Origin of the sequence: Pantoea coffeiphila (assembly GCF_016909495.1) — a bacterium.
Lineage (GTDB): Bacteria > Pseudomonadota > Gammaproteobacteria > Enterobacterales > Enterobacteriaceae > Erwinia > Erwinia coffeiphila.
The window spans coordinates 587,636-607,092 of record NZ_JAFBFW010000001.1 but is presented as its reverse complement, the minus strand read 5'-3'; the positions used below and the strand labels follow the sequence as shown (position 1 = coordinate 607,092).

General features: G+C 50.2%; 17 protein-coding genes. 12 read left to right on the top strand and 5 right to left on the bottom strand.

The window, feature by feature from the left end:
- Positions 1 to 170 precede the first annotated feature (170 nt).
- The 8 genes from ytfQ (at position 171) to JOE09_RS02765 (ending at position 8,151) form a co-directional block, all read left to right on the top strand.
- Positions 171 to 1,127: a galactofuranose ABC transporter, galactofuranose-binding protein YtfQ gene (ytfQ, locus tag JOE09_RS02800; RefSeq protein ID WP_105594926.1), complete on the top strand. Its 957-nt coding sequence runs from the start codon at positions 171 to 173 to the stop codon at positions 1,125 to 1,127.
- Positions 1,128 to 1,180: 53 nt separating this feature from the next.
- Positions 1,181 to 2,704 carry a galactofuranose ABC transporter, ATP-binding protein YtfR gene (gene ytfR, locus JOE09_RS02795; protein WP_205064713.1) on the top strand — a complete coding sequence of 508 codons (1,524 nt, stop codon included), beginning with the start codon at positions 1,181 to 1,183 and terminating at the stop codon, positions 2,702 to 2,704.
- Positions 2,697 to 3,716: a galactofuranose ABC transporter, ATP-binding protein YtfT gene (gene ytfT / locus JOE09_RS02790; RefSeq protein WP_200558653.1), complete on the top strand. Its 1,020-nt coding sequence runs from the start codon at positions 2,697 to 2,699 to the stop codon at positions 3,714 to 3,716. Before ytfR ends, ytfT begins: the two co-directional genes overlap by 8 nt.
- The gene (yjfF, locus tag JOE09_RS02785; protein WP_105594923.1) at positions 3,709 to 4,695 is read left to right on the top strand and encodes a galactofuranose ABC transporter, permease protein YjfF; all 987 of its coding nucleotides are present in this window, start codon (positions 3,709 to 3,711) and stop codon (positions 4,693 to 4,695) included. Before ytfT ends, yjfF begins: the two co-directional genes overlap by 8 nt.
- 392 nt (positions 4,696 to 5,087) lie before the next feature.
- Positions 5,088 to 5,996, top strand: a complete 909-nt coding sequence (locus JOE09_RS02780) for a LysR family transcriptional regulator (RefSeq protein ID WP_205064712.1) — start codon at positions 5,088 to 5,090, stop codon at positions 5,994 to 5,996.
- A 107-nt stretch (positions 5,997 to 6,103) separates the two neighbouring features.
- On the top strand, positions 6,104 to 6,712 hold the full coding sequence (locus JOE09_RS02775) for a dTMP kinase (protein WP_205064711.1): 609 nt from the start codon (positions 6,104 to 6,106) through the stop codon (positions 6,710 to 6,712).
- A 105-nt stretch (positions 6,713 to 6,817) separates the two neighbouring features.
- Positions 6,818 to 7,294, top strand: coding sequence for a glutathione peroxidase (locus JOE09_RS02770; RefSeq protein ID WP_205064710.1), 477 nt, complete (start codon positions 6,818 to 6,820; stop codon positions 7,292 to 7,294).
- Between the two features lie 95 nt (positions 7,295 to 7,389).
- Complete coding sequence (locus JOE09_RS02765) at positions 7,390 to 8,151, top strand: DeoR/GlpR family DNA-binding transcription regulator (RefSeq protein ID WP_205064709.1); 762 nt, start codon at positions 7,390 to 7,392, stop codon at positions 8,149 to 8,151.
- Positions 8,152 to 8,201: 50 nt separating this feature from the next.
- Here JOE09_RS02765 and JOE09_RS02760 read toward each other — a convergent pair whose 3' ends face one another.
- Positions 8,202 to 9,002 (bottom strand): Cof-type HAD-IIB family hydrolase, encoded by an 801-nt coding sequence (locus tag JOE09_RS02760; RefSeq protein WP_205064708.1) that lies wholly within the window; start codon positions 9,000 to 9,002, stop codon positions 8,202 to 8,204.
- A gap of 188 nt (positions 9,003 to 9,190) precedes the next feature.
- The gene (locus JOE09_RS02755; RefSeq protein WP_205064707.1) at positions 9,191 to 10,180 is read right to left on the bottom strand and encodes an AraC family transcriptional regulator; all 990 of its coding nucleotides are present in this window, start codon (positions 10,178 to 10,180) and stop codon (positions 9,191 to 9,193) included.
- 75 nt (positions 10,181 to 10,255) lie between these two features.
- On the opposite strand from JOE09_RS02755, the gene JOE09_RS02750 reads away from it, so the two are divergent.
- The 3 genes from JOE09_RS02750 (at position 10,256) to JOE09_RS02740 (ending at position 13,215) form a co-directional block, all read left to right on the top strand.
- Positions 10,256 to 11,461, top strand: a complete 1,206-nt coding sequence (locus JOE09_RS02750) for an MFS transporter (RefSeq protein WP_239552902.1) — start codon at positions 10,256 to 10,258, stop codon at positions 11,459 to 11,461.
- A 153-nt stretch (positions 11,462 to 11,614) separates the two neighbouring features.
- Positions 11,615 to 12,109 carry an NADPH-dependent FMN reductase gene (locus JOE09_RS02745; protein ID WP_205064705.1) on the top strand — a complete coding sequence of 165 codons (495 nt, stop codon included), beginning with the start codon at positions 11,615 to 11,617 and terminating at the stop codon, positions 12,107 to 12,109.
- Between the two features lie 185 nt (positions 12,110 to 12,294).
- Positions 12,295 to 13,215, top strand: a complete 921-nt coding sequence (locus JOE09_RS02740; RefSeq protein WP_205064704.1) for a bifunctional helix-turn-helix transcriptional regulator/GNAT family N-acetyltransferase — start codon at positions 12,295 to 12,297, stop codon at positions 13,213 to 13,215.
- Between the two features lie 24 nt (positions 13,216 to 13,239).
- Here JOE09_RS02740 and JOE09_RS02735 read toward each other — a convergent pair whose 3' ends face one another.
- The gene (locus JOE09_RS02735) at positions 13,240 to 13,623 is read right to left on the bottom strand and encodes a GFA family protein (protein ID WP_105595530.1); all 384 of its coding nucleotides are present in this window, start codon (positions 13,621 to 13,623) and stop codon (positions 13,240 to 13,242) included.
- Positions 13,624 to 13,625: 2 nt separating this feature from the next.
- Complete coding sequence (locus JOE09_RS02730; protein ID WP_205064703.1) at positions 13,626 to 14,102, bottom strand: GNAT family N-acetyltransferase; 477 nt, start codon at positions 14,100 to 14,102, stop codon at positions 13,626 to 13,628.
- 700 nt (positions 14,103 to 14,802) lie between these two features.
- Here JOE09_RS02730 and JOE09_RS02725 point away from each other — a divergent pair.
- Positions 14,803 to 18,576 (top strand): RNA-directed DNA polymerase, encoded by a 3,774-nt coding sequence (locus tag JOE09_RS02725; protein WP_205064702.1) that lies wholly within the window; start codon positions 14,803 to 14,805, stop codon positions 18,574 to 18,576.
- 116 nt (positions 18,577 to 18,692) lie between these two features.
- Here the strand turns inward: JOE09_RS02725 and JOE09_RS02720 are convergent, their stop codons facing one another.
- Positions 18,693 to 19,400 carry an MgtC/SapB family protein gene (locus JOE09_RS02720; RefSeq protein WP_205064701.1) on the bottom strand — a complete coding sequence of 236 codons (708 nt, stop codon included), beginning with the start codon at positions 19,398 to 19,400 and terminating at the stop codon, positions 18,693 to 18,695.
- Between the last annotated feature and the right edge of the window lie 57 nt (positions 19,401 to 19,457).

Here is a 19,457-nt window from a genome sequence, read left to right as displayed (position 1 = left end):
TTGCAGGCGAATTATCCATATTCCTGGCGCTGATTTTTGCGGCGCAATTTACCTAATCTCATTGATTTTTAGCGTTTTGTGAGCGTTGTCGAATATGTTTTTCCACTAATAGTCCAGGATTTAGGTGCAGTTACCCTATACGGCAAAATCCCATCAGAGGAAAAATGATCATGTGGAAGCGTTTACTCTTACCTGTCCTTATCAGCGCAAGCCTGTCTGCTCCCGTGCTGGCTGAATCAATGACCGTTGGCTTCTCTCAGGTTGGCTCCGAATCGGGCTGGCGTGCAGCTGAAACCAGCGTGGCAAAAACCGAGGCGCAGAAGCGCGGAATTACACTGAAAATTGCTGATGGTCAGCAAAAACAAGAGAACCAGATCAAAGCGGTACGCTCATTTATCGCTCAGGGCGTAGATGCCATCTTTATTGCGCCAGTGGTACAAACTGGCTGGGAACCCGTGCTGGAAGAAGCGAAGGATGCCAAGATCCCGGTATTCCTGCTGGACCGCGCTATCGTGGTGAAGGATAAATCGCTGTATCAGGCGGTGGTCACGGCGGATAACGTCTATGAAGGCAAGCTGATCGGCGACTGGCTGGTGAAAGAGCAGGCTGGCAAACCCTGTAACGTTGTAGAACTACAGGGCACCGTCGGCGCCAGCGTAGCCATCGATCGTAAAAAAGGCTTTGCCGAAGCGATTGCCAATACCCCGAACATCAAAGTGATCCGCTCGCAGAGCGGTGACTTTACCCGCAGCAAGGGTAAAGAAGTGATGGAGAGCTTTATCAAGGCCGAGAACAACGGCAAAAATATCTGCATGGTATACGCGCACAACGACGATATGGCTATCGGTGCCATTCAGGCGATTAAAGAAGCCGGACTCAAGCCGGGTAAAGACATTCTGACCGGATCGATTGATGGCGTGCCGGATATCTATAAAGCGATGCTGGCCGGGGAAGCTAACGCTAACGTTGAGCTGACGCCGAACATGGCTGGTCCGGCCTTCGATGCGCTGGAAAAACTGAAAAAAGACGGCACCGTACCGCCAAAAATCATCAAAACCGAAACCAAACTGTTCCTGCCTGCGGACGCACAGGCACAGCTGGATCGTAAAAAAGGTATGGGTTACTGAGCCACGTGCCGCTCCACCCGGAGCGGCTTTTTTCATGGTTTGAGGCGCAGCGTATGACCATCGACACCTCCTCTGCAACGCTTCTGGAAATCAGCGGCGTCAGTAAATCCTTCCCCGGCGTGCGCGCGCTGGATAATGTTTCCTTTGATATCCGCCCGGGCGAAATTATGGCGCTGCTGGGTGAGAACGGCGCGGGGAAGTCCACGCTGATTAAAGTGCTGACCGGCGTGTATCAGCGCGATACCGGTTCGATTTCACTCTCCGGGCAGGCAATTAACCCGCGTAACACCGCCGAAGCTCAGGAGCTGGGCATCGGCACGGTGTATCAGGAAGTGAACCTGCTGCCGAATATGTCGGTGGCGGACAATCTGTTTATTGGTCGCGAGCCAAAGCGTTTTGGGCTGATCGATCGCAAAACGCTGAACCAGCGCGCGGTGAAACTGCTTAACGATTATGGCTTCGAGCTGGACGTGACCCGGCCGCTGGGCCACTACTCGGTCGCCATGCAGCAGATTATCGCCATCTGCCGCGCGGTGGACCTGTCGGCGAAGGTGCTGATCCTCGACGAACCGACCGCCAGCCTGGATGCCAGCGAAGTGGAAATGTTGTTCACCCTGATGAGCCAGCTGCGGGCGAAAGGCATGAGCCTGATCTTCGTCACCCACTTCCTCGACCAGGTGTATCGCATTACCGACCGCATCACCGTACTGCGCAACGGCCAGTTTATCGCCACCCGCGATACCCGCTCACTGCCGCAGATTGAGCTGATTAAGCTGATGCTCGGCCGCGAGCTGCTGGAAACGGCGCTTCAGCGCGCGGGCAGTACGCTGCGCAGCGACACCCCGGTGGTGGAATTTAAGGACTACGGTAAAAAAGGCACCATTGAACCGTTCAGTCTGAGTGTACGGCCGGGTGAAGCCGTGGGTCTGGCTGGCCTGCTCGGTTCCGGGCGTACTGAAACCGCCGAACTGCTGTTTGGCATTAAGCGCGCCGACTCCGGCACGGCCGTTATCAAAGGCAAAACGCAGACTATCCGCACCCCGGCTCAGGCCTCCCGCTTAGGAATGGGCTTCTGCCCGGAGGATCGCAAAACCGACGGTATTATCGGGGCCGCCTCGGTGCGTGAAAATATCATTCTGGCCCTGCAGGCGCAGCGCGGCTGGCTGCGGCCCATTAAGCGCCGCGAGCAGCAGGAAATTGCCGAACGCTTTATTAAAAGCCTGGGTATCCGCACGCCGGACGCCGATCAGCCGGTGGAGCTGCTTTCCGGCGGCAATCAGCAGAAGGTGCTGCTCTCCCGCTGGCTGGTGACCCGTCCGCAGTTTTTAATCCTCGATGAGCCGACGCGCGGCATCGACGTGGGTGCGCACGCTGAAATTATTCGCCTGATTGAAACGCTCTGCGCTGACGGCCTGGCGTTACTGGTGATCTCATCAGAACTGGAAGAGCTGGTCGGCTACGCCGATCGGGTGGTGATCCTGCGCGACAGGCAGCAGGTAGCCGAAATCCCGCTGGAACAGCTGTCGGTTGCCGCCATCGTTAACGCTATTGCGGCAGGGGGAGAACAGCATGCTTGAGAGCCATTTTCTACCGGGGAAAACGCCGATGTTGAAACGTAAATTACCGCCGGGACTGCCGCAGATCGGTGCGTTGATCCTGGTGCTGCTGATCGACAGCATGGTGGCGAACAACTTCTTTGCCATTCATCTGCAGGACGGGCGGCTGTTCGGCAGCCCGATCGATATCCTTAACCGCGCCGCGCCGGTGGCGATTCTGGCTATTGGGATGACGCTGGTCATTGCCACCGGCGGGATCGACCTGTCGGTGGGCGCAGTGATGGCCATCGCCGGGGCAACCGCGGCCACGATGACCGTAGCCGGGCACAGCCTGGCGGTGGTGATTCTGGTGACGCTGGGCAGCGGCCTGCTGTGTGGACTGTGGAACGGCATACTGGTGTCGCTGCTTAAAATCCAGCCGTTTGTTGCCACGCTGATCCTGATGGTTGCCGGGCGCGGTATCGCACAGCTGATCACTCAGGGGCAGATCGTTACGTTTAACAGCGATGCGCTGGCACGGCTCGGCAGCGGTACGCTGTTCTACCTGCCGGTTCCGCTGTGGATCACTATCGCACTGGCTTTGGTGGTCTGGCTTCTGACCCGTAAAACCGCGCTTGGCATGTTTATCGAGGCCGTCGGTATCAACCTGCGTGCCGCGCGTAACGCCGGAGTTAACGGCTGGCTGGTGGTGATGAGCACCTACGTGCTGAGCGGGCTGTGTGCAGCGGTAGCTGGACTGATCGTGGCGGCGGATATTCGCGGAGCCGACGCCAACAACGCCGGATTGTGGCTGGAGCTGGATGCCATCCTTGCGGTGGTTATCGGCGGGGCTTCACTGATGGGTGGCCGCTTTAATCTGCTGCTGTCGCTGATCGGCGCGCTGATTATCCAGGCGATGAACACCGGGATTCTGCTTTCCGGCTTCCCGCCCGAACTGAACCAGGTCGTGAAGGCGGTAGTGGTGATGATTGTGCTGCTGTTGCAGTCACCACGCTTTATTCAACTGTTTAAAAGAGGGCCGCGCGGTGGTTAAACGTCATCTTCCGTTAATGATAACCCTGCTGGTATTCGTGGTCGGTTATCTGTTCTGCCTGAGCCAGTTCCCCGGCTTTGCATCAACCCGGGTGATTGCCAATATTCTGACCGATAACGCTTTTCTTGGCATTATCGCCGTCGGCATGACCTTTGTGATCCTCTCCGGCGGTATCGATCTGTCGGTTGGCGCGGTGATCGCCTTCACCGGGGTGTTCCTCGCCCGCGCCATCGGCGATTTCCACCTGCATCCGTTTGTGGCGTTCGGTCTGGTGATGGTGATGGGATCGGCGTTTGGTGCCTTTATGGGATGGCTGATCGATGCTTTAAAAATTCCGGCATTCATCATCACCCTGGCCGGGATGTTCTTCCTGCGCGGCTGTAGCTATCTGGTGGCGGAAAGTTCGCTGCCGATCGATCACCCGCTGTATTCCACGCTGTCGTCGATGGCCTGGAAAATTCCGGGAGGAGGCCGTCTCAGCCTGCTGGCGCTGATTATGCTGATGGTGGTCGCGCTGGGAATTATTGTCGCCCACCGCAGCCGCTTCGGTAGCCAGGTGTATGCCATCGGCGGTAACGCCACTTCGGCGCAGCTGATGGGCATCTCCACCCGCAGCACCACGATACGTATTTACATGCTGTCCTCCGGGCTGGCGACGCTGGCAGGAATTGTTTTCTCCATCTATACCTCGGCGGGCTATGCGCTGGCGGGTATGGGCGTGGAGCTGGATGCCATTGCGTCGGTGGTGATCGGCGGCACGCTGCTTTCCGGCGGAGTGGGCACGGTGCTGGGAACGCTGTTTGGCGTGCTGATACAGGGGCTGATTCAGACCTGGATCAACTTCGACGGTACGCTGAGTTCCTGGTGGACGAAGATTGCCATCGGCGTGCTGCTGTTTGCCTTTATCGCGCTCCAGCGGTTGCTGACGGTGATGTGGGATCGACAGCAGAATGCGCCGGTTAAGCGGTTGAGTACCTGATAGTTGGGGTGTTTCGGAAGAGCGGTAATCTGATGGTGGAGGATTTTCGCGGCGAGATTGGCGAACGGGGCGACCGTTACGGGCAGAACGCCGGGTCGCCGTGAACCCAATCCCTGGGGGCTTGGCTGCCGCATCCCTGCGGCAGACACCCGGCTAACCTGTCCCGTTACGGTCTCCCTTTTGAATCCTTGCGTTGCTGCCAGATACAATCAGTTGTTCCAGCAGCAACACCAAAATATGCGGGCAATCCGGCCAGCCCCGATACACCAGATGCAGGATCTGAAGCAACTCCCCAGCCCCCCCGATACGCCATACGCAAAATCTGAACGCTATCGATATAGCTAATTATATGGTAAAAACAGCAGTTATTATTATCATAAATGGGATAGCGAATGCGTCCGGCGCTTGATTTTCATACCCTGAAAGTGTTCATTGCTGTGGTTGAAAAAGAGAGTTTTGTTGGGGCATCGAAAGTCCTTGAAATGCCAACCTCAAATGTCAGCCGCTGTATTTCTCAGTTAGAAGAAAAACTGAATCTTCAGCTCATCGAGCGCAGCACCCGGCATATGAAACTCACTCAGGCCGGGCATCTGCTCTACAGCCGTGCGAAGCCATTACTGGAGGCGCTTGAGCAAACGGAGACAGAGCTAACGCAGCGCCAGATGCAGCTCAAGGGGCCATTACGTCTCTGTATCCCCAATGAGATCGGACCCGCACTGCTGGGTTCCGTTATTGCCGAATTCGCCTGTCAGTACCCGGATCTGGAGATCGGCTGTGTCACAAACCTCTCGGGTTTGGAATCACTGCGGGACGATCTGGATTTAGCGATCATTGTAAGCCGGGGCCAGATGGATGACAGTGACTATATAGCCCGTCATCTGCTGACTATCCCTTGCACCATTGTTGCCGCGCCCTCTGTTATTCAACGCTATGGCACCCCTGCTAATATCCGGCAGCTTGAAGCATTACCCTGTATTACCACCGTGAGTGCGCTGAAAGGAGCGCCCTGGCAGTTTGTCAATGCAAAAGGGGGATTCGAGACGGTTAAGGTTAACGGGCATTATCGGGTAAACAGCGGAGAGATGGCAGGGCGCGCTGCGCTGGCAGGCGTCGGTTTTGCCATTCTGTCAAAACAGGGCTGTGAACCCTACATTAGCGATGGGCGGCTGATCGAGGTTGAATTTGAACAATCGGTAGCGCCGCTGCAACTGTTCGCACTTTATTCAAACCGGCGTTACCTGCCCACGAAAACCAGAGCGCTGATTGATTTTATCCAGCAGGAATTAAGCAAACTCCCCTGACAACCCAATACGGGGAAGAGATTGCTCAGCTATTCATCGAAAGGAAGTTAAATGCGTTTGCCAGATTCGGGACTGATAAAAACCCTTCATCGATCATCATTCGCAGAATGAGTCGTCAACTGTTTGTTACGCTGGATGGACCCAAGGGCGCGGGAAAAACCACGCTGTTAGAAGCCATGGCGAAAGTATTACGCGCGGATAACCACAAGGTGGTCCGTCTTTGCGAGAAAAAAAGCGATCCCTGGCGGGCAGCAACTATGCTCCTCGTAAACCAGTTTGCCAGACATCCCAGCCTGGATTTAGAACGGCAGGTTTGTCAGCGCCTGGCTGACAGCCGCGCGTGGATAACACGGGAGGTGCTGACTAAACAGCCGTCGGACAGCATTATCCTGATGGACCGCTGGTATCCGTCGGATGCCGCGTTTCGGCGAATGGTGCCCTTTGCAGAGATTTTACAGCTTAATATTGAACGTAACGTGCGAACGCCGGACCTGCATGTCGGGGTAGTCACTGCACCTGAAATTTCATGGGCGAGGGCGGCAGCCCGAACGCGTGGGCTGAGCAGTACGGTAATGCATAAGCTGGAAGAGCATGCTGCCTGTACCCGGGCGTTCGAGCGAGAAATCACCGGGAACGGCTGGTTGTTATGCCGTAATGAAGGAACCCTTGAAGACGCAGCGATGCAGGTGATTTCTGAAATCTACCGCGTGCTTTGAAGGCTAACGAGCCGTATCAACCCAAAATTTTCGCTGTGTGCCGTGGCAGCCAGGCGCTGCACGGCAGTATAGACGCTGAACCCTGTCTGTTTTGAGGATGACGATATGACCCTTTTTCATCAACTTTCTGCTACCAGCCTGCAAGGCCAGCTTATCCCTATGGCCGACTACGCGGGAAAACTGGTGCTGGTAGTGAATACCGCCAGCCGGTGCGGTTTCACGCCGCAATATGCGGGCCTGGAAGCGCTCTACAAAAAGTATGCTGACCAGGGGCTGGTGGTGCTGGGCTTCCCCTGTAACCAGTTCGGCAAGCAGGAACCCGGCAACGCCGACGACATCGCGCAGACCTGTCACATCAACTACGGTGTTACCTTCCCGATGTTCGAAAAAGTCGAGGTCAACGGTGCCGCTGCGCATCCGCTGTTTCGTTACCTGAAAGAGGAATTGCCCGGCGTACTGGGTGGGCGGATCAAGTGGAACTTCACTAAGTTCCTTATCGGACGCGACGGCAAACCGCTTAAGCGTTTTGCGCCCATCGCCACCCCGGAGAAAATGGAAGCCGCAATTCGGGCTGAACTTTGACGCCTGCGCGATTGCGTCACAGGTGTAATATGTTCATCACCGCTATGCTTTGTTGTGTACACTCTGCCATGTCATGTTTATTTTGAGAGTAAAGAATGATTGATTATGACGCCCTGCCTGAACAGAGACAGGAAGTGATTTACCAGATGCTACAGCAGAACGGTCGGGTCATTGGCGCTGATATCGCCCGCCAGTTAGGCGTGTCTGAACACACGATACGCAGGGATTTGCAGGCGATGGTCCGTAAAGGAATGTGCAAAAAAGTCTACGGGGGCGCGGTCAGTCAGTTTAAACAGTCAGCAAGTTTCGACACACGGGTTATGCATAGCGTTGAGGAAAAGACGAGTGTGGCAAAACGCTGTGCGGAACTGATCAAATCCGGAACCAGTATCTTTATAGACGGCGGCTCTACGTATCTGGCTATGGTCGATTTCATTCCCTCCGAATTCGACCTCACCATCGTGACAAATTCCCCACAAATCGCTGCAGCCCTGAGTGGACGCCAGCAGGGTGAAGTGATTATGCTCGGCGGCAAGCTGAATTCGCAGACAGGAAGCATTCTCGGGTCTGAGCCGCTTAATCAAGTCAAAGAGATGCTGTTCGATCAGATGTTTATCGGCGTCTGCGGATTGGACATTCATGCCGGGCTGACGGCTGTCTACTATGAAGATGCCTGCTTTAAAAAAGAAGTGATCCGCCAGAGCAATGAAATCATCGCCGCTGTCATTGCGGATAAAGTGCCGCAGGTGGCGCGCTACAAAGTCGCATCCTGTGACGATATCGACGTTGTCGTCGCCAGCAGCCTTACAGACGCAGGCTCGCTGGCACACAGCAACATACGGCTGGAAATCGCCTGATATGAACTTCTATCTGGGAAGGGCTGGGTGCCTTCCCGCGTTAATAACCTTCAGGCTTGTAACGCAAGCAGGCGATTGATAGTTTCCATTACCGCACTGTCATCATTGGTTCCGGTGACAAAACGCGCCGCATCCTTAACCTCATTAAAGGCGTTTCGCATAGCGAAGCTATACTCTGCCTGAGCCAGCAGCTCCAGATCATTGTAACCATCACCAAAAGCCATTGTTTCTTCCGGGCTGACATTCAGAATTTCTTGAAGTTTTTGAACTGTGCTTCCCTTGTGTACGCCATATCCGGCGATATCTATCCATGAGGCTTCAGAAACCACAATGTACACATCATCCTCAAATGGACTCAAATGTGGGCGAGTTTGTGGACAGTTTCCCTGCTCATCAAACACGGTGATTTTAACAAAATCACTGTCGACCAGGCTGAAGTCCTCAATCTCGATGATGCGGGCATAGGAGCGTCTGATTTTATCTTTGAGGGGTTTCGGAACATCGGAGCGCACGATCGCCCCTTCAGGGGTGCAGGCGATAATCACATGCGTGGAACTCACTTCTTCAAGCGTTTTAATGATTGCCCTTCCTGTCGCATTATTAATCAGGGACTGAAAGGCAAAGCTGCCGTTATGTTTGATGCGCGTGGCGCTGTCGCCAACGATCCAGATATCTTTACTGAATTCCCCAAAAAGCTCTTCCACCCGCTCACATTGTTTGCCGGTACATGCAGCAAAATGCACACCGAGAGACGACATCTTCTCCCACGTCCGGGCAAACAACGCCCGATCATAGTCACCCTGGCTGTTTAAAAAAGTACCATCGAGATCGGTAATTATCAGCTTTATCATGTTTCACTCCGGCTTCTCGGTTATCAAAGGAATGGATTTGCCCATTCCCAATTCACCAGGTCAAAGTAACATTGCATGCTCGGTTGTGCAACGTTGTGTTTATTGTTGTCTGTTGTTGTTTATTTCGAACGCCACAGGATGGTGTGTTGACTGGCGGGATTTCTAAAGTGGAGCTTTGATATGCACGTCTAGCGCCGTAGCGCTCCGGGCGGATATCCATTGACACGCTTAAAAGCCCGGCTGAACGCGGCCTGCGAAGCGTAGCCCAGGCGGTGGGCGACCGTATCAATGGATACCTTATCCCGGGCGATCCACTGCCCGGCGATCCGCATTCTCACCTCTGTGGCATAACGCAGCGGCGGCGCGCCGATAATCGCCTTAAAGCGTTCAGCAAACACAGAACGTGACACGTGTGACAGGGAAGCCAGCTCTGCAACGGACCATTCACGACCCGGATCGCGATGAATCGCCAGAATGGCACGCGCCAACCGCGGGTCGCGTAATGCTGCAACAAGGCCATCGGCGCTACCACAGCCGCTTTCAATCCATCCACGCACTATCATGGCGCTCGCAACCTCGGCGAGTCGGGCCAGAATACCCGCAAAGCCAATGCGGCCTGAGCAGATTTCAGCTTTCATCGCGCTGAGGATGGGCATCAGCCCCGGATAGCGCTGTTCATCAGCCGTCGCCACCATTGCCTCCGGCATCAGTTTAGCCAGTCCCTGCATTCCACCGAGGTCGAACTCCATACAACCATAAAACAGTACCGTGCTGGGCGTTGAATGCGTGCTGGGGCAGGTGTTAATCCCGCTGACGGCCTCGCCCAGCGGGGCCGCGCCTAATGTGTCAATGTGTTGGCATGAATGCCTGACATCTGACACAAGCTGATGGTCTTCACCCTGTGGCATGAACACCACGCTCCCTGCGTTGAGTTCGTAAAGCGTACCGTCTTTGGTGCGTAACAGGGCGGTGCCAACGGCGAGATAATGAAAATAGGCGTGCCGTGGCCGATGGTGAAAACTGACGCCGAATTCAGGCCCGGTTTGTACACGGCGGTACTGAACGCCGCGCAGACACATTTCCATTAACAGCTCACTGATCAGGTCAGAGGACAGAGCAAAAGGGGCATTCATCTTCATAGTCGGCGTTTCGGGTAAAAAAATAGGGTTTGGCATCATAGATCGTCCAGTGTTACGACTCTAGACTTGAGGCTCAATTTTTTACAGGAAGGCTGTGAGATGAGAGATGAAGTAATGAGTGCAAATAATGGGGAACCTGAGGAACCCGCCTGGATGGCCGTCTTTTCACTGGCGATGGGGGTGTTCGGATTACTGACCGCAGAATACCTCCCAGCCAGTCTGTTGACTCCCATGGCAGCCGATCTCGGTGTAACCGAAGCGCTCGCGGGTCAGGCCGTGACGGTAACCGCCGTTGTGGCTCTGTTTGCTGGCCTGCTGGTGCCCCGCCTGACGCGCGATTTCGATCGCCGAAAGGTTCTGCTGGGCTTTACGGTACTGATGATTGCCTCCAATCTGCTTGTGGCACTTTCATCCAGTCTGGCCGTGCTGTTGGTGATGCGTATTCTGCTGGGTATTGCGCTGGGGGGATTCTGGAGCATGGCGGCCGCGGTCGCCATGCGGCTGGTTCCGGGTGAACGTGTTCCGCGCGCGCTATCAATAATTTTTAGCGGTATTGCAGTGGGAACTGTGGTGTCGATCCCGCTGGGGAGCTACTTAGGCGGGCTTTATGGCTGGCGCAGCGCCTTCTTCGCGGCGGCGGCTGTCGGGGGGGTAACAATGATTTTCCAGCTATTTACCCTTCCCGGTATGGCGCCGCGAAAAATGATGAGCACGGCATCAGTGATGGGTTTACTCCGCCGCCCCGGGATTGCTATCGGAATGGCGGGATGTGTGATTGCCCATACGGGCCAGTATGCACTCTTTACCTACATTCGTCCGGCCATTGAGAATCTTGCCCACGTTAATGTGGACCGCCTGTCCGTGATGCTGCTTGGATTCGGTGTGGCTAATTTTTTCGGCACGCTGCTGGCTGGATGGCTGATGGAAAAAAGCCTGCGTCTCACCCTGATTGTGATGCCCGCACTGGTAGGTTTTGCAGCATTAAGCATGATTTTACTTCCTGTACACGAAACGGTACTGATGCTACTTGTCGCGCTGTGGGGGATGGCATTTGGTGGTGTCCCCGTGGCGTGGTCAAACTGGGTGGCCCGGGCGGTACCCGATCAGGCTGAAACTGCCGGCGGTATGGTTGTCGCAGCGGTCCAGTCATCAATCGCTGCTGGCGCGGCGCTGGGAGGCTTACTCTTCGGCTTCAGTGGCGTAAGCGGGGTTTTCATAACGTCAGGTTGCCTGATGTTTATCGCCGCCGTGGTTATCACACTCAGGGTGCGGGTTGAACCGGCACACAGCGTTGATTCTGACCAGATAGCGGAGTTTTAAATGGAGGTCAGCTGCGGTACGCGGCTGGCCTGGAAGGACGCTGAATGATATTGGTAAATGGCTTTCCAGGCGGCTCTTGAAATATAAGGGCAGGCATGGTTCGAATGATTCACGTTTTATAGTTGAATGTTTAAAACTTCAAGGTGGGATCTAATGAATGATGGAAAATATGTATTAGGCATTTCTGGCAGCCTTCGTGCGGCTTCACTGAATAGCGCTTTTTTACGGGCAATGTCTCTTCTTTGCCCGGCAGGAATAACGTTTGAAATCTATGACGGCCTGGACAAAATCCCGCTCTTTAATGTTGACCATGAATCTGCGCAGAACCCTGAGGTTGACCACTGGAGAAATGCGCTTTCCAGGGCAGATCTGGTCGTAGTAGCCAGCCCGGAATATGCACATGGTGTCACCGGAGTGATAAAAAATGCGCTTGACTGGATTGTAAGCAGTGGAGAATTGCTGGATAAACCTTTGTCATTGCCTAACCTGTCCGTTCGGGCCCATCTGGCACACTCTCAGCTTTCAGAAACGTTAAACGTTATGGGGGCGGTACTGCATGAGGAATGCTGCCCGGGAGCAACGCTTGCTGCGCCTTACACACTTCCTGATGCGACAGAATTTGTGCTCATTGAAAACGCAGAAATATGATCGAGAATACATGATTTATGGCGAAACATTGAATCGGCGATCACAAGAACTAACGAGTTATCAGCTAGTTAAAGTAAGTGGAGTATTTGCTAGTCAGGACCGAAGTCGCATGACGCACAAACTGGTTAACAGTGTTAACTAGTTTGTATGTTATCGTGCGCTGACATTCCATTCAGGTCCGGATTATGAACAAAAACGAAATACGCCAGTTCCGTGCAGCGCTGCGTGAAATGGTCAGAGAACTTGGCATGCTCAGCCGTAGAACCAGCGGAACGGAGCTTTCGCCCCTCCAGAGCCATATTCTGATTGAACTTAACAGCCAGCCCTGCGGTGCAACCGAGCTGGCCACTAAGCTGTGCGTTGATAAAGCGAGCATGAGCCGCACGCTTCGCAGCTTGATGGAGGCGGGATACTTACTGAGAGATCATGATGAGCAGGACGGCCGTGCCTCAACGTTCCGGTTAAGCGAGTCAGGGAACCAGAAGCTCTTGTGCCTGGAAGAAAATGCCGACAGGTTTACAGAAGAAGCCCTTGCCTCCTCCTCCAGTGAAGAAATTCAGCAATTCTTTCAAACGATCGAAACATTTTCGGGCAGCCTGCGAAACGCCCGCCGCCAGCGCGAAGCAGAACTGATTTTCCGGCCGATTGAAGCCCGCGACAATGCGGCAATCGCAGAGATCATCCGCACCAGCTTTCGGGAGAATAAAATTGATCACCTGGAAGGGGTAAGCCTGCATGATCCTGAACTTGAACGTTTAAGCGAAGTTTACAAGCAACCCGGTAGTGGATACTGGGTTGCAGAAGCCAATGGCAGAATTGTCGGCGGTGCCGGATTAGCTCCGTTAGGCGGTGAAAAAGGCACCTGTGAAATGCAGAAACTGTATTTCAGTAGTGAGATAAAAGGCATGGGGATGGGTAGACGGATGATTGCCTTTATCATTGCGCAGGCTACCGCCATGGGATATCAGTCCTGCTATCTTGAAACGCTGGACGAACTGAAGGATGCCGTGCGCCTTTATGAAGCGTTTGGCTTCCGGCATTTGTCTGAAAGGCTGGGCAACACCGGCCATGACGGCTGCGGTATTTGTATGCTGAAGACGCTGTGACGGAACAGAGTGCTGCTTCATCATTCAGACAGCGGCATCAGGCATGATTTTTCGCCACCATTCAGGCTTCATATCTTCAAATGAGTGAGATTGTGGTGAAAACAAGGCTTGCTCATTGTGGTCAAAAATTCCGCTCAGCAGAGCAATGACCGGACTGTCATCTATGGCACCGACAGAGGTGCCACACCGGCCGCAAAATGCCCGGGAGGAACTCGCGGATGAGCGGAACAGGGAAGGAACACCGCCTTCACCCGTCCATTCAACATCATCCGAGTGGAATTCAAGCCATACTGCGGTCTGGCAGCCAGAATGTTTCTGGCAAATATCGCAGGAGCAGGAATGAGAGGAAGAAGGGTTCACCGCGGTGAAGCTGATAAATCCGCATAAACATCCACCAGACAATTTCATATTTATCTCCGTCGCTCCGATTTTTCCCCATTAAGATAAATATCCGGCCGGGTAATGGTCCAGGCATAGTTTTCCCGGTTGACGGGTTCATAGCCTAACTTTTCATACAGCCAGGGGGCGGTAGTGGTAAACAGCATAATCCTGCGAAGCTGCTCAAAAACCGGGTGATGATGAAGACATTCCATGACCCATCGGCCCAGTCCTTTCCCCTGATGCTCCTCAAGTATGTACACATCGCAGAGGTACGCGAAGGTAGCGTAATCTGTTATCAGGCGCGCGAAACCAATCTGGCAACCATGGTGATAAACACCAAAATTCAGGCTGTTCTGTATGGAAGTGGTGACGATCTCCTGAGAAATACCCTTAGCCCACGTGGATCGCGTCAAATACCGATGAACAGCCTGCACATCCAGCTTTTCCCGGTCCGTGCTGACCAGGTAGTTATTCTGCCGCCATTCATATACCGCTGATATGCTCACTTTACTTGCCACCCGGGTGATTAAGGGAAAACTTAACCTTATCATCTTACAATGAAACAGCGCCCTTGAATCTAAGATGTCTAATCCCAGAATCTACAGAACGGTTTTTCCATCTAAACACGCGGACACCACAGTCAATGATCCCATGCCAGCAGTAGTATCAAGGGCAAGTTGCATATTGTTTACAGCTATTGATACTTCTGAACTCTAAGCCGTTTGAGCAACAGTGCGATTCACGGCAAATCCATACATTGGAAAAACTGTCAATGTTAGTTTTATCTCAGACAGTAAGACTCTAAAGTCATTAGTTTTTTTCTGCGATCAAGCGCTAGACTTCGGTTAACCTTGATATTTAAACAAGCACGAGACACACTCAGATGTTCGTCAGACGGCGATTAGATCTAGAAGATGATTAAGTTGACGAATGTGTTTGGTCTCTGTAGCGAATTCTGACCCCGAATTGAGCTTTTGTCCTCGCTCCTAGGGCACTAGATGCTGTTTGCAGAGGTTATGCCAGAGATGGCATTAAAACAGATAAATGATAATCCCAAATGCGGTTTATCATTCTTTGGTATATGCCGCATCAAGGGGCGCTAATTGATGATAACGGTTAGATACTAAAATATACTGCTGATATGAAATATCGGTGTCAGTTATAACTCGGTCAAACAGCAATCATAAAACCTCTGAAGAAAAAAACATGCCAATAATCAACAGAAAATACAAAGAATTGAAGTTGACAGATGAATACATTTCAGATCCATTGTTAATGGCACTGGCATGGAAAAAAAGTCATCATTACATACGTACCACAAATTGGTACGCGGACAATTTTGAACTCGACCTGTCAGCTCTTGATTTAACTCAGCATTGTAAACATTGGGTGAGAAGAATATGTAATATAGAAAAATTTGAGTTTAGTCCATTGCAGTTAGTACCTGTTCCTAAAGCATGTAAGTGGGAGTTTAAAGTAGTTGAGGGTGAGGTGCTGTGGCAACCCCAGGATGAGGATGAACTTACACTTCGGCCTCTTGCTCATATTCATGTGGCTGAACAAACTATTATGACATTAGTCATGATGTGTCTAGCTAATATGATAGAAACAAAACAAGGTGATCCCAGTGTTAGCTATGATCTTGTTCACCAGAAAGGCATTGTAAACTATGGGAATAGGCTTTATTGTCAATATACTGATGATGAAGCTGAGCATAGTTTTGGTGCAACTGTAACTTATAGTAAGTATTTTACTGATTATCGAGCTTTTTTAAATAGGCCGTATTATTTTGCTTCAAAAGCACAAGGTGAAATTTCTCTTAATGAATCTGTTTATATTATAGACTTGGATCTTTCAAAGTTTTTCGATTTAGTCGATAGAAGGATTTTAGTATCAAAGGTTAAATCTCATTTAAATACATCAGTCAAGGGTGAGAATGTAATTGTAAATAACTTGCTTAATTCTTTTGTTAACTGGAAATGGACGGATGAAAGCATTGACAAATACGATCTTTGCAAGTCTAAAGATGTAAAGGAAATACCGAAGGGAATTCCACAAGGGTTAGTTTCTGCTGGTTTTTTATCAAATATATACTTGCTTGATTTCGATCGTTTCTTACAAGGGAAAATAAATAAAGACATAAATGATGATATCAAACTTGTTGATTATTGTCGATATGTTGATGATATGCGATTTGTCGTTAGAGTTAAAAGGAGTAAAGGGGTTAATTCCCAAGCAATAAGCGACGCAGTTAATTATTTTCTTAGCGAAGAATTGAATAAGCTTGGTTTGATAATTAATTCAAAAAAAACAAAAGTAGAAATTTTTAGAGGAAAGTCTGCTGGCCTTTCGCGTAACTTGGAAAAAATTCAGACAAGTTTAAGCGGCCCAATCTCAATGGAGAATGCCAATGAACAACTTGGATATCTCGAATCATTATTGTCACTAACCAAAACCGAATTGGAAGTTCCGAAAAACATAAAAACCAATAGGTTGTCGGAAGTTGAAAAAGATCGTTTTGATGTGAGAGAAGATACACTAAAGCGTTTTTCTGCTAATAAAATAAGCAAGCTTTTAAAAGAAATGAGAAGTTTTATTTCGCATGATTTAGATTCTGATGGAAAAGTTATTGCCGGTGAGTGGGACTATATGCAAGAACGTATGGCTCGTCGCTTTATTGTTTGTTGGAGTCATGATCCATCGCTGGTGTTGTTGCTTAAAAAAGGCTTGGAACTTTTCCCTAGCCCTAAGCTCTTAGAACCTATACTTGAGCAACTTGGCTATATTATTGAAAGTGATGACAATAAACAAAAAGCTGTTGCAAGTTATTGCCTTGCGGAAATATTCAGGCATTCTGCAATGGTTATCCATAAAAAGAATGACCAAGAACTCCCTGCCCAAGCTGATGTTGATGGTTATTTTGAAAAAGTTCAGCATTGCGCGGCGTCGCTAATTAATAAGCATAATTCGTCAGCAGAGAATTCATGGGATATGTTGATTGAACAGGCTGGTTTTTTATTGCTGGTGCGTTTGGATAATACGCTGGAGACGGTTGGAATTAATGAAAGTCATGATCTTATTTTAAAGATTACGACAGGGTTTAGAACAATAACCATTCCTGATGGGATGAAAGAAAGCACGCTAGCGTCATGTGTTTTGTTAGCTGGTCAATTAGTAAATGAGAAACAACCTTTCATTCGATCTTGTGCCTCTATGTTCGAAAGTGTTTTTGATGGAAAAACACCTTTAAAACTAAAATATGTTGTTGATAGGATAGCCAGTCAAAATTTATCCCTTTTCAAATTATTGGTTATTCACGCTCGACAGGTAAAGCAGAAATGGGTGGTTTCAAGAGATCTAATAAGAATAGTTAAGAAGTTCAGAATTGATTTGCAGCCTTTAGCAATTCCTCTTGATAAAATATCAGGGGAGCACTCTTTGCTAAGGATTGTTTTAAGGGAAGATAATCCATATTCCAATGAAATAATGGCATTGAAATTAATGCAATCAATTTTATCTAATGAAGTAGTTTGCGATAATAACAAAAAAAATCATCACATCAACCTGGCTTATACTATGGTGAGCTTCGAAAACTACGCTAACCCACCGCGTTTAAATGTTTTTGATTCAGAAGTTATTGTAGATGCTAAATTATTCAGGTTCTCTGGGTGGGGCGATTTTATTTTTACGGATGATACGGATACTCATATATTGTATAGAGTCGCCACTTGTATTCGCTCTGTATTAATCGGGAAACAAGATTGGACTGACTTTGGTCAGGAGATTTCGCCAAAACAGGGATATCGTGGAATAAAAACCAGTAGAGCAAAACGACAATTGGGTATGATGACAACACCAGAGGTTATTTCTGGTGATAACTCTCAGGTGTCGGGGTGGTTAACAACATTGTTATCAAAATTAATAGCTTGGCCAGGTATTTCAGTCGCTGATAATGGTTATTCTTGGCCGACTTCATTTACTGTAGATGTAGTCAGAAAACTAGTCGATGCTAGGTTGGACAAAATTAAGGATGATTACTGTAGACTTTCAGGAATGCCGGGTCTTACAGAGAGAGTTAAAATGGATTGGCCAGAGTCTAAACAGTCGTTAACAGTTGTAATGGTGCAATCAAAGCTGCCTGCAACGAAAGATTTTAGTAGTCATGGTCTTCTTTTGAATTCAGTAAAATATAGGCCGACTCACCGTAAGCATGTAGCTGATGTTGCTGAGTTGGTGGTGAAACATACGGCTGTTCAAAAAATAAACCAACCCGTTAAAGATAATAAAGAAGGCATTGATTTAATAGTATGGCCTGAACTTGCTGTACATAAAGATGATTTGGATGTCTTGGTCGCTTTGTCTCGAAAAACAAATGCTATTATTTTTTCAGGGTTGACTTTTATCGAGCAGTCAGGGATTAAAGGTCCCAATAACTGTGCTGTTTGGATTGTCCCACCAAAGATAAATAGCAGTCAGAATGAAATGATTAGGCTTCAAGGTAAGTATAATATGATGGCTGATGAGAAAGGTAGAGTTGAACCTTGGAGACCATATCAAATGATGATTGAAATTATTCACCCTCAATTTCCTGACAAGAAAGGATTTATATTAACCGGGTCGATTTGTTATGACGCAACCGACATTGCGTTGAGTGCAGATCTAAGGGATAAATCAAATGCTTATTTAGTTGCTGCATTGAATCGAGATGTAAATACATTTGATTCAATGGTTGAAGCATTGCATTATCATATGTATCAGCATGTTGTGCTCGTTAATTCTGGTGAGTTTGGAGGGTCTTATGCTAAAGCCCCTTACAGAGAGCCTTTCAATCGTTTGATTGCTCATGTTCATGGTAATGATCAAGTTGCAATAAGTACTTTTGAAATGAATATGTTTGATTTTCGTCGTGATAACGTAGGTAAAAGTATGCAGTCTGGCTTAGATAAAAAAGCGGCTCCTGCGGGAGTTATAGTATCATAGTTTTTAATTATTTATATTGTAGGGGTGATTGATATCACCTCTACAATTACTACAAGTAATGGACTCAAAGATATTTTTATCGACTCATAAAACGATTATATCTCTTTTCCAAAAATTCACTGAGTATTCGCCCGCCATGTAGCATAGCTGATATGTTCCTGCCGCTTGAGCTGCTCCACCAGTTTATCCAGCTCGGCGGCGTCAACTTCCGTACTGATCAGGGTGATTTCGATATCGACATGGTCGCTGTCGGTCACGACCGTTTCAATATCCGCCGCAGGGTAGCGATGCAGCTCCAGAAACTCCTGCAGGGTATCGCGCACCTTGCCGGAATACTGTCGCGGAACCGTGGCGAGAATCACGTATTCCGCCTCGACGCTGTCGGTGTCGGCGCGGTTAATAAAATTCACCAGCGGGCGCAGTAACGTATTGCCGGCCAGGATAAAGACCGTTAAAAGCGCCGCTTCGGGGATGCGATCCACGCCGGTACAGGCCCCGACGGCCGCCGAGCACCAGAGCGTTGCCGCCGTGTTTAAACCGCTGACGTTGGCGCCTTCTTTCATAATCACCCCAGCGCCGAGGAACCCGATGCCGGAAACAACGTAAGAGATGACTCTCACTGCCTCCGTGCTGCCGGCAATAGAATCGGCCAGATCCACAAACCCCGCCGCGCCGATGGCGACCAGCACGTTGGTGCGCAGCCCCGCCGTGCGCTGGCGAAACTGGCGTTCCGCGCCGATCAGCGCACCAAAGATAAAGGCAAAAAAATAGCTCAAAAACGTGTTGGCGATACCCGAAAAATCAAAGTGTTCAACGAAATTCATGCCGGTCCCTTTGCCGCTGTTGAGTGCTGAGACACAGAGTATAAATTTCGTCTGTGA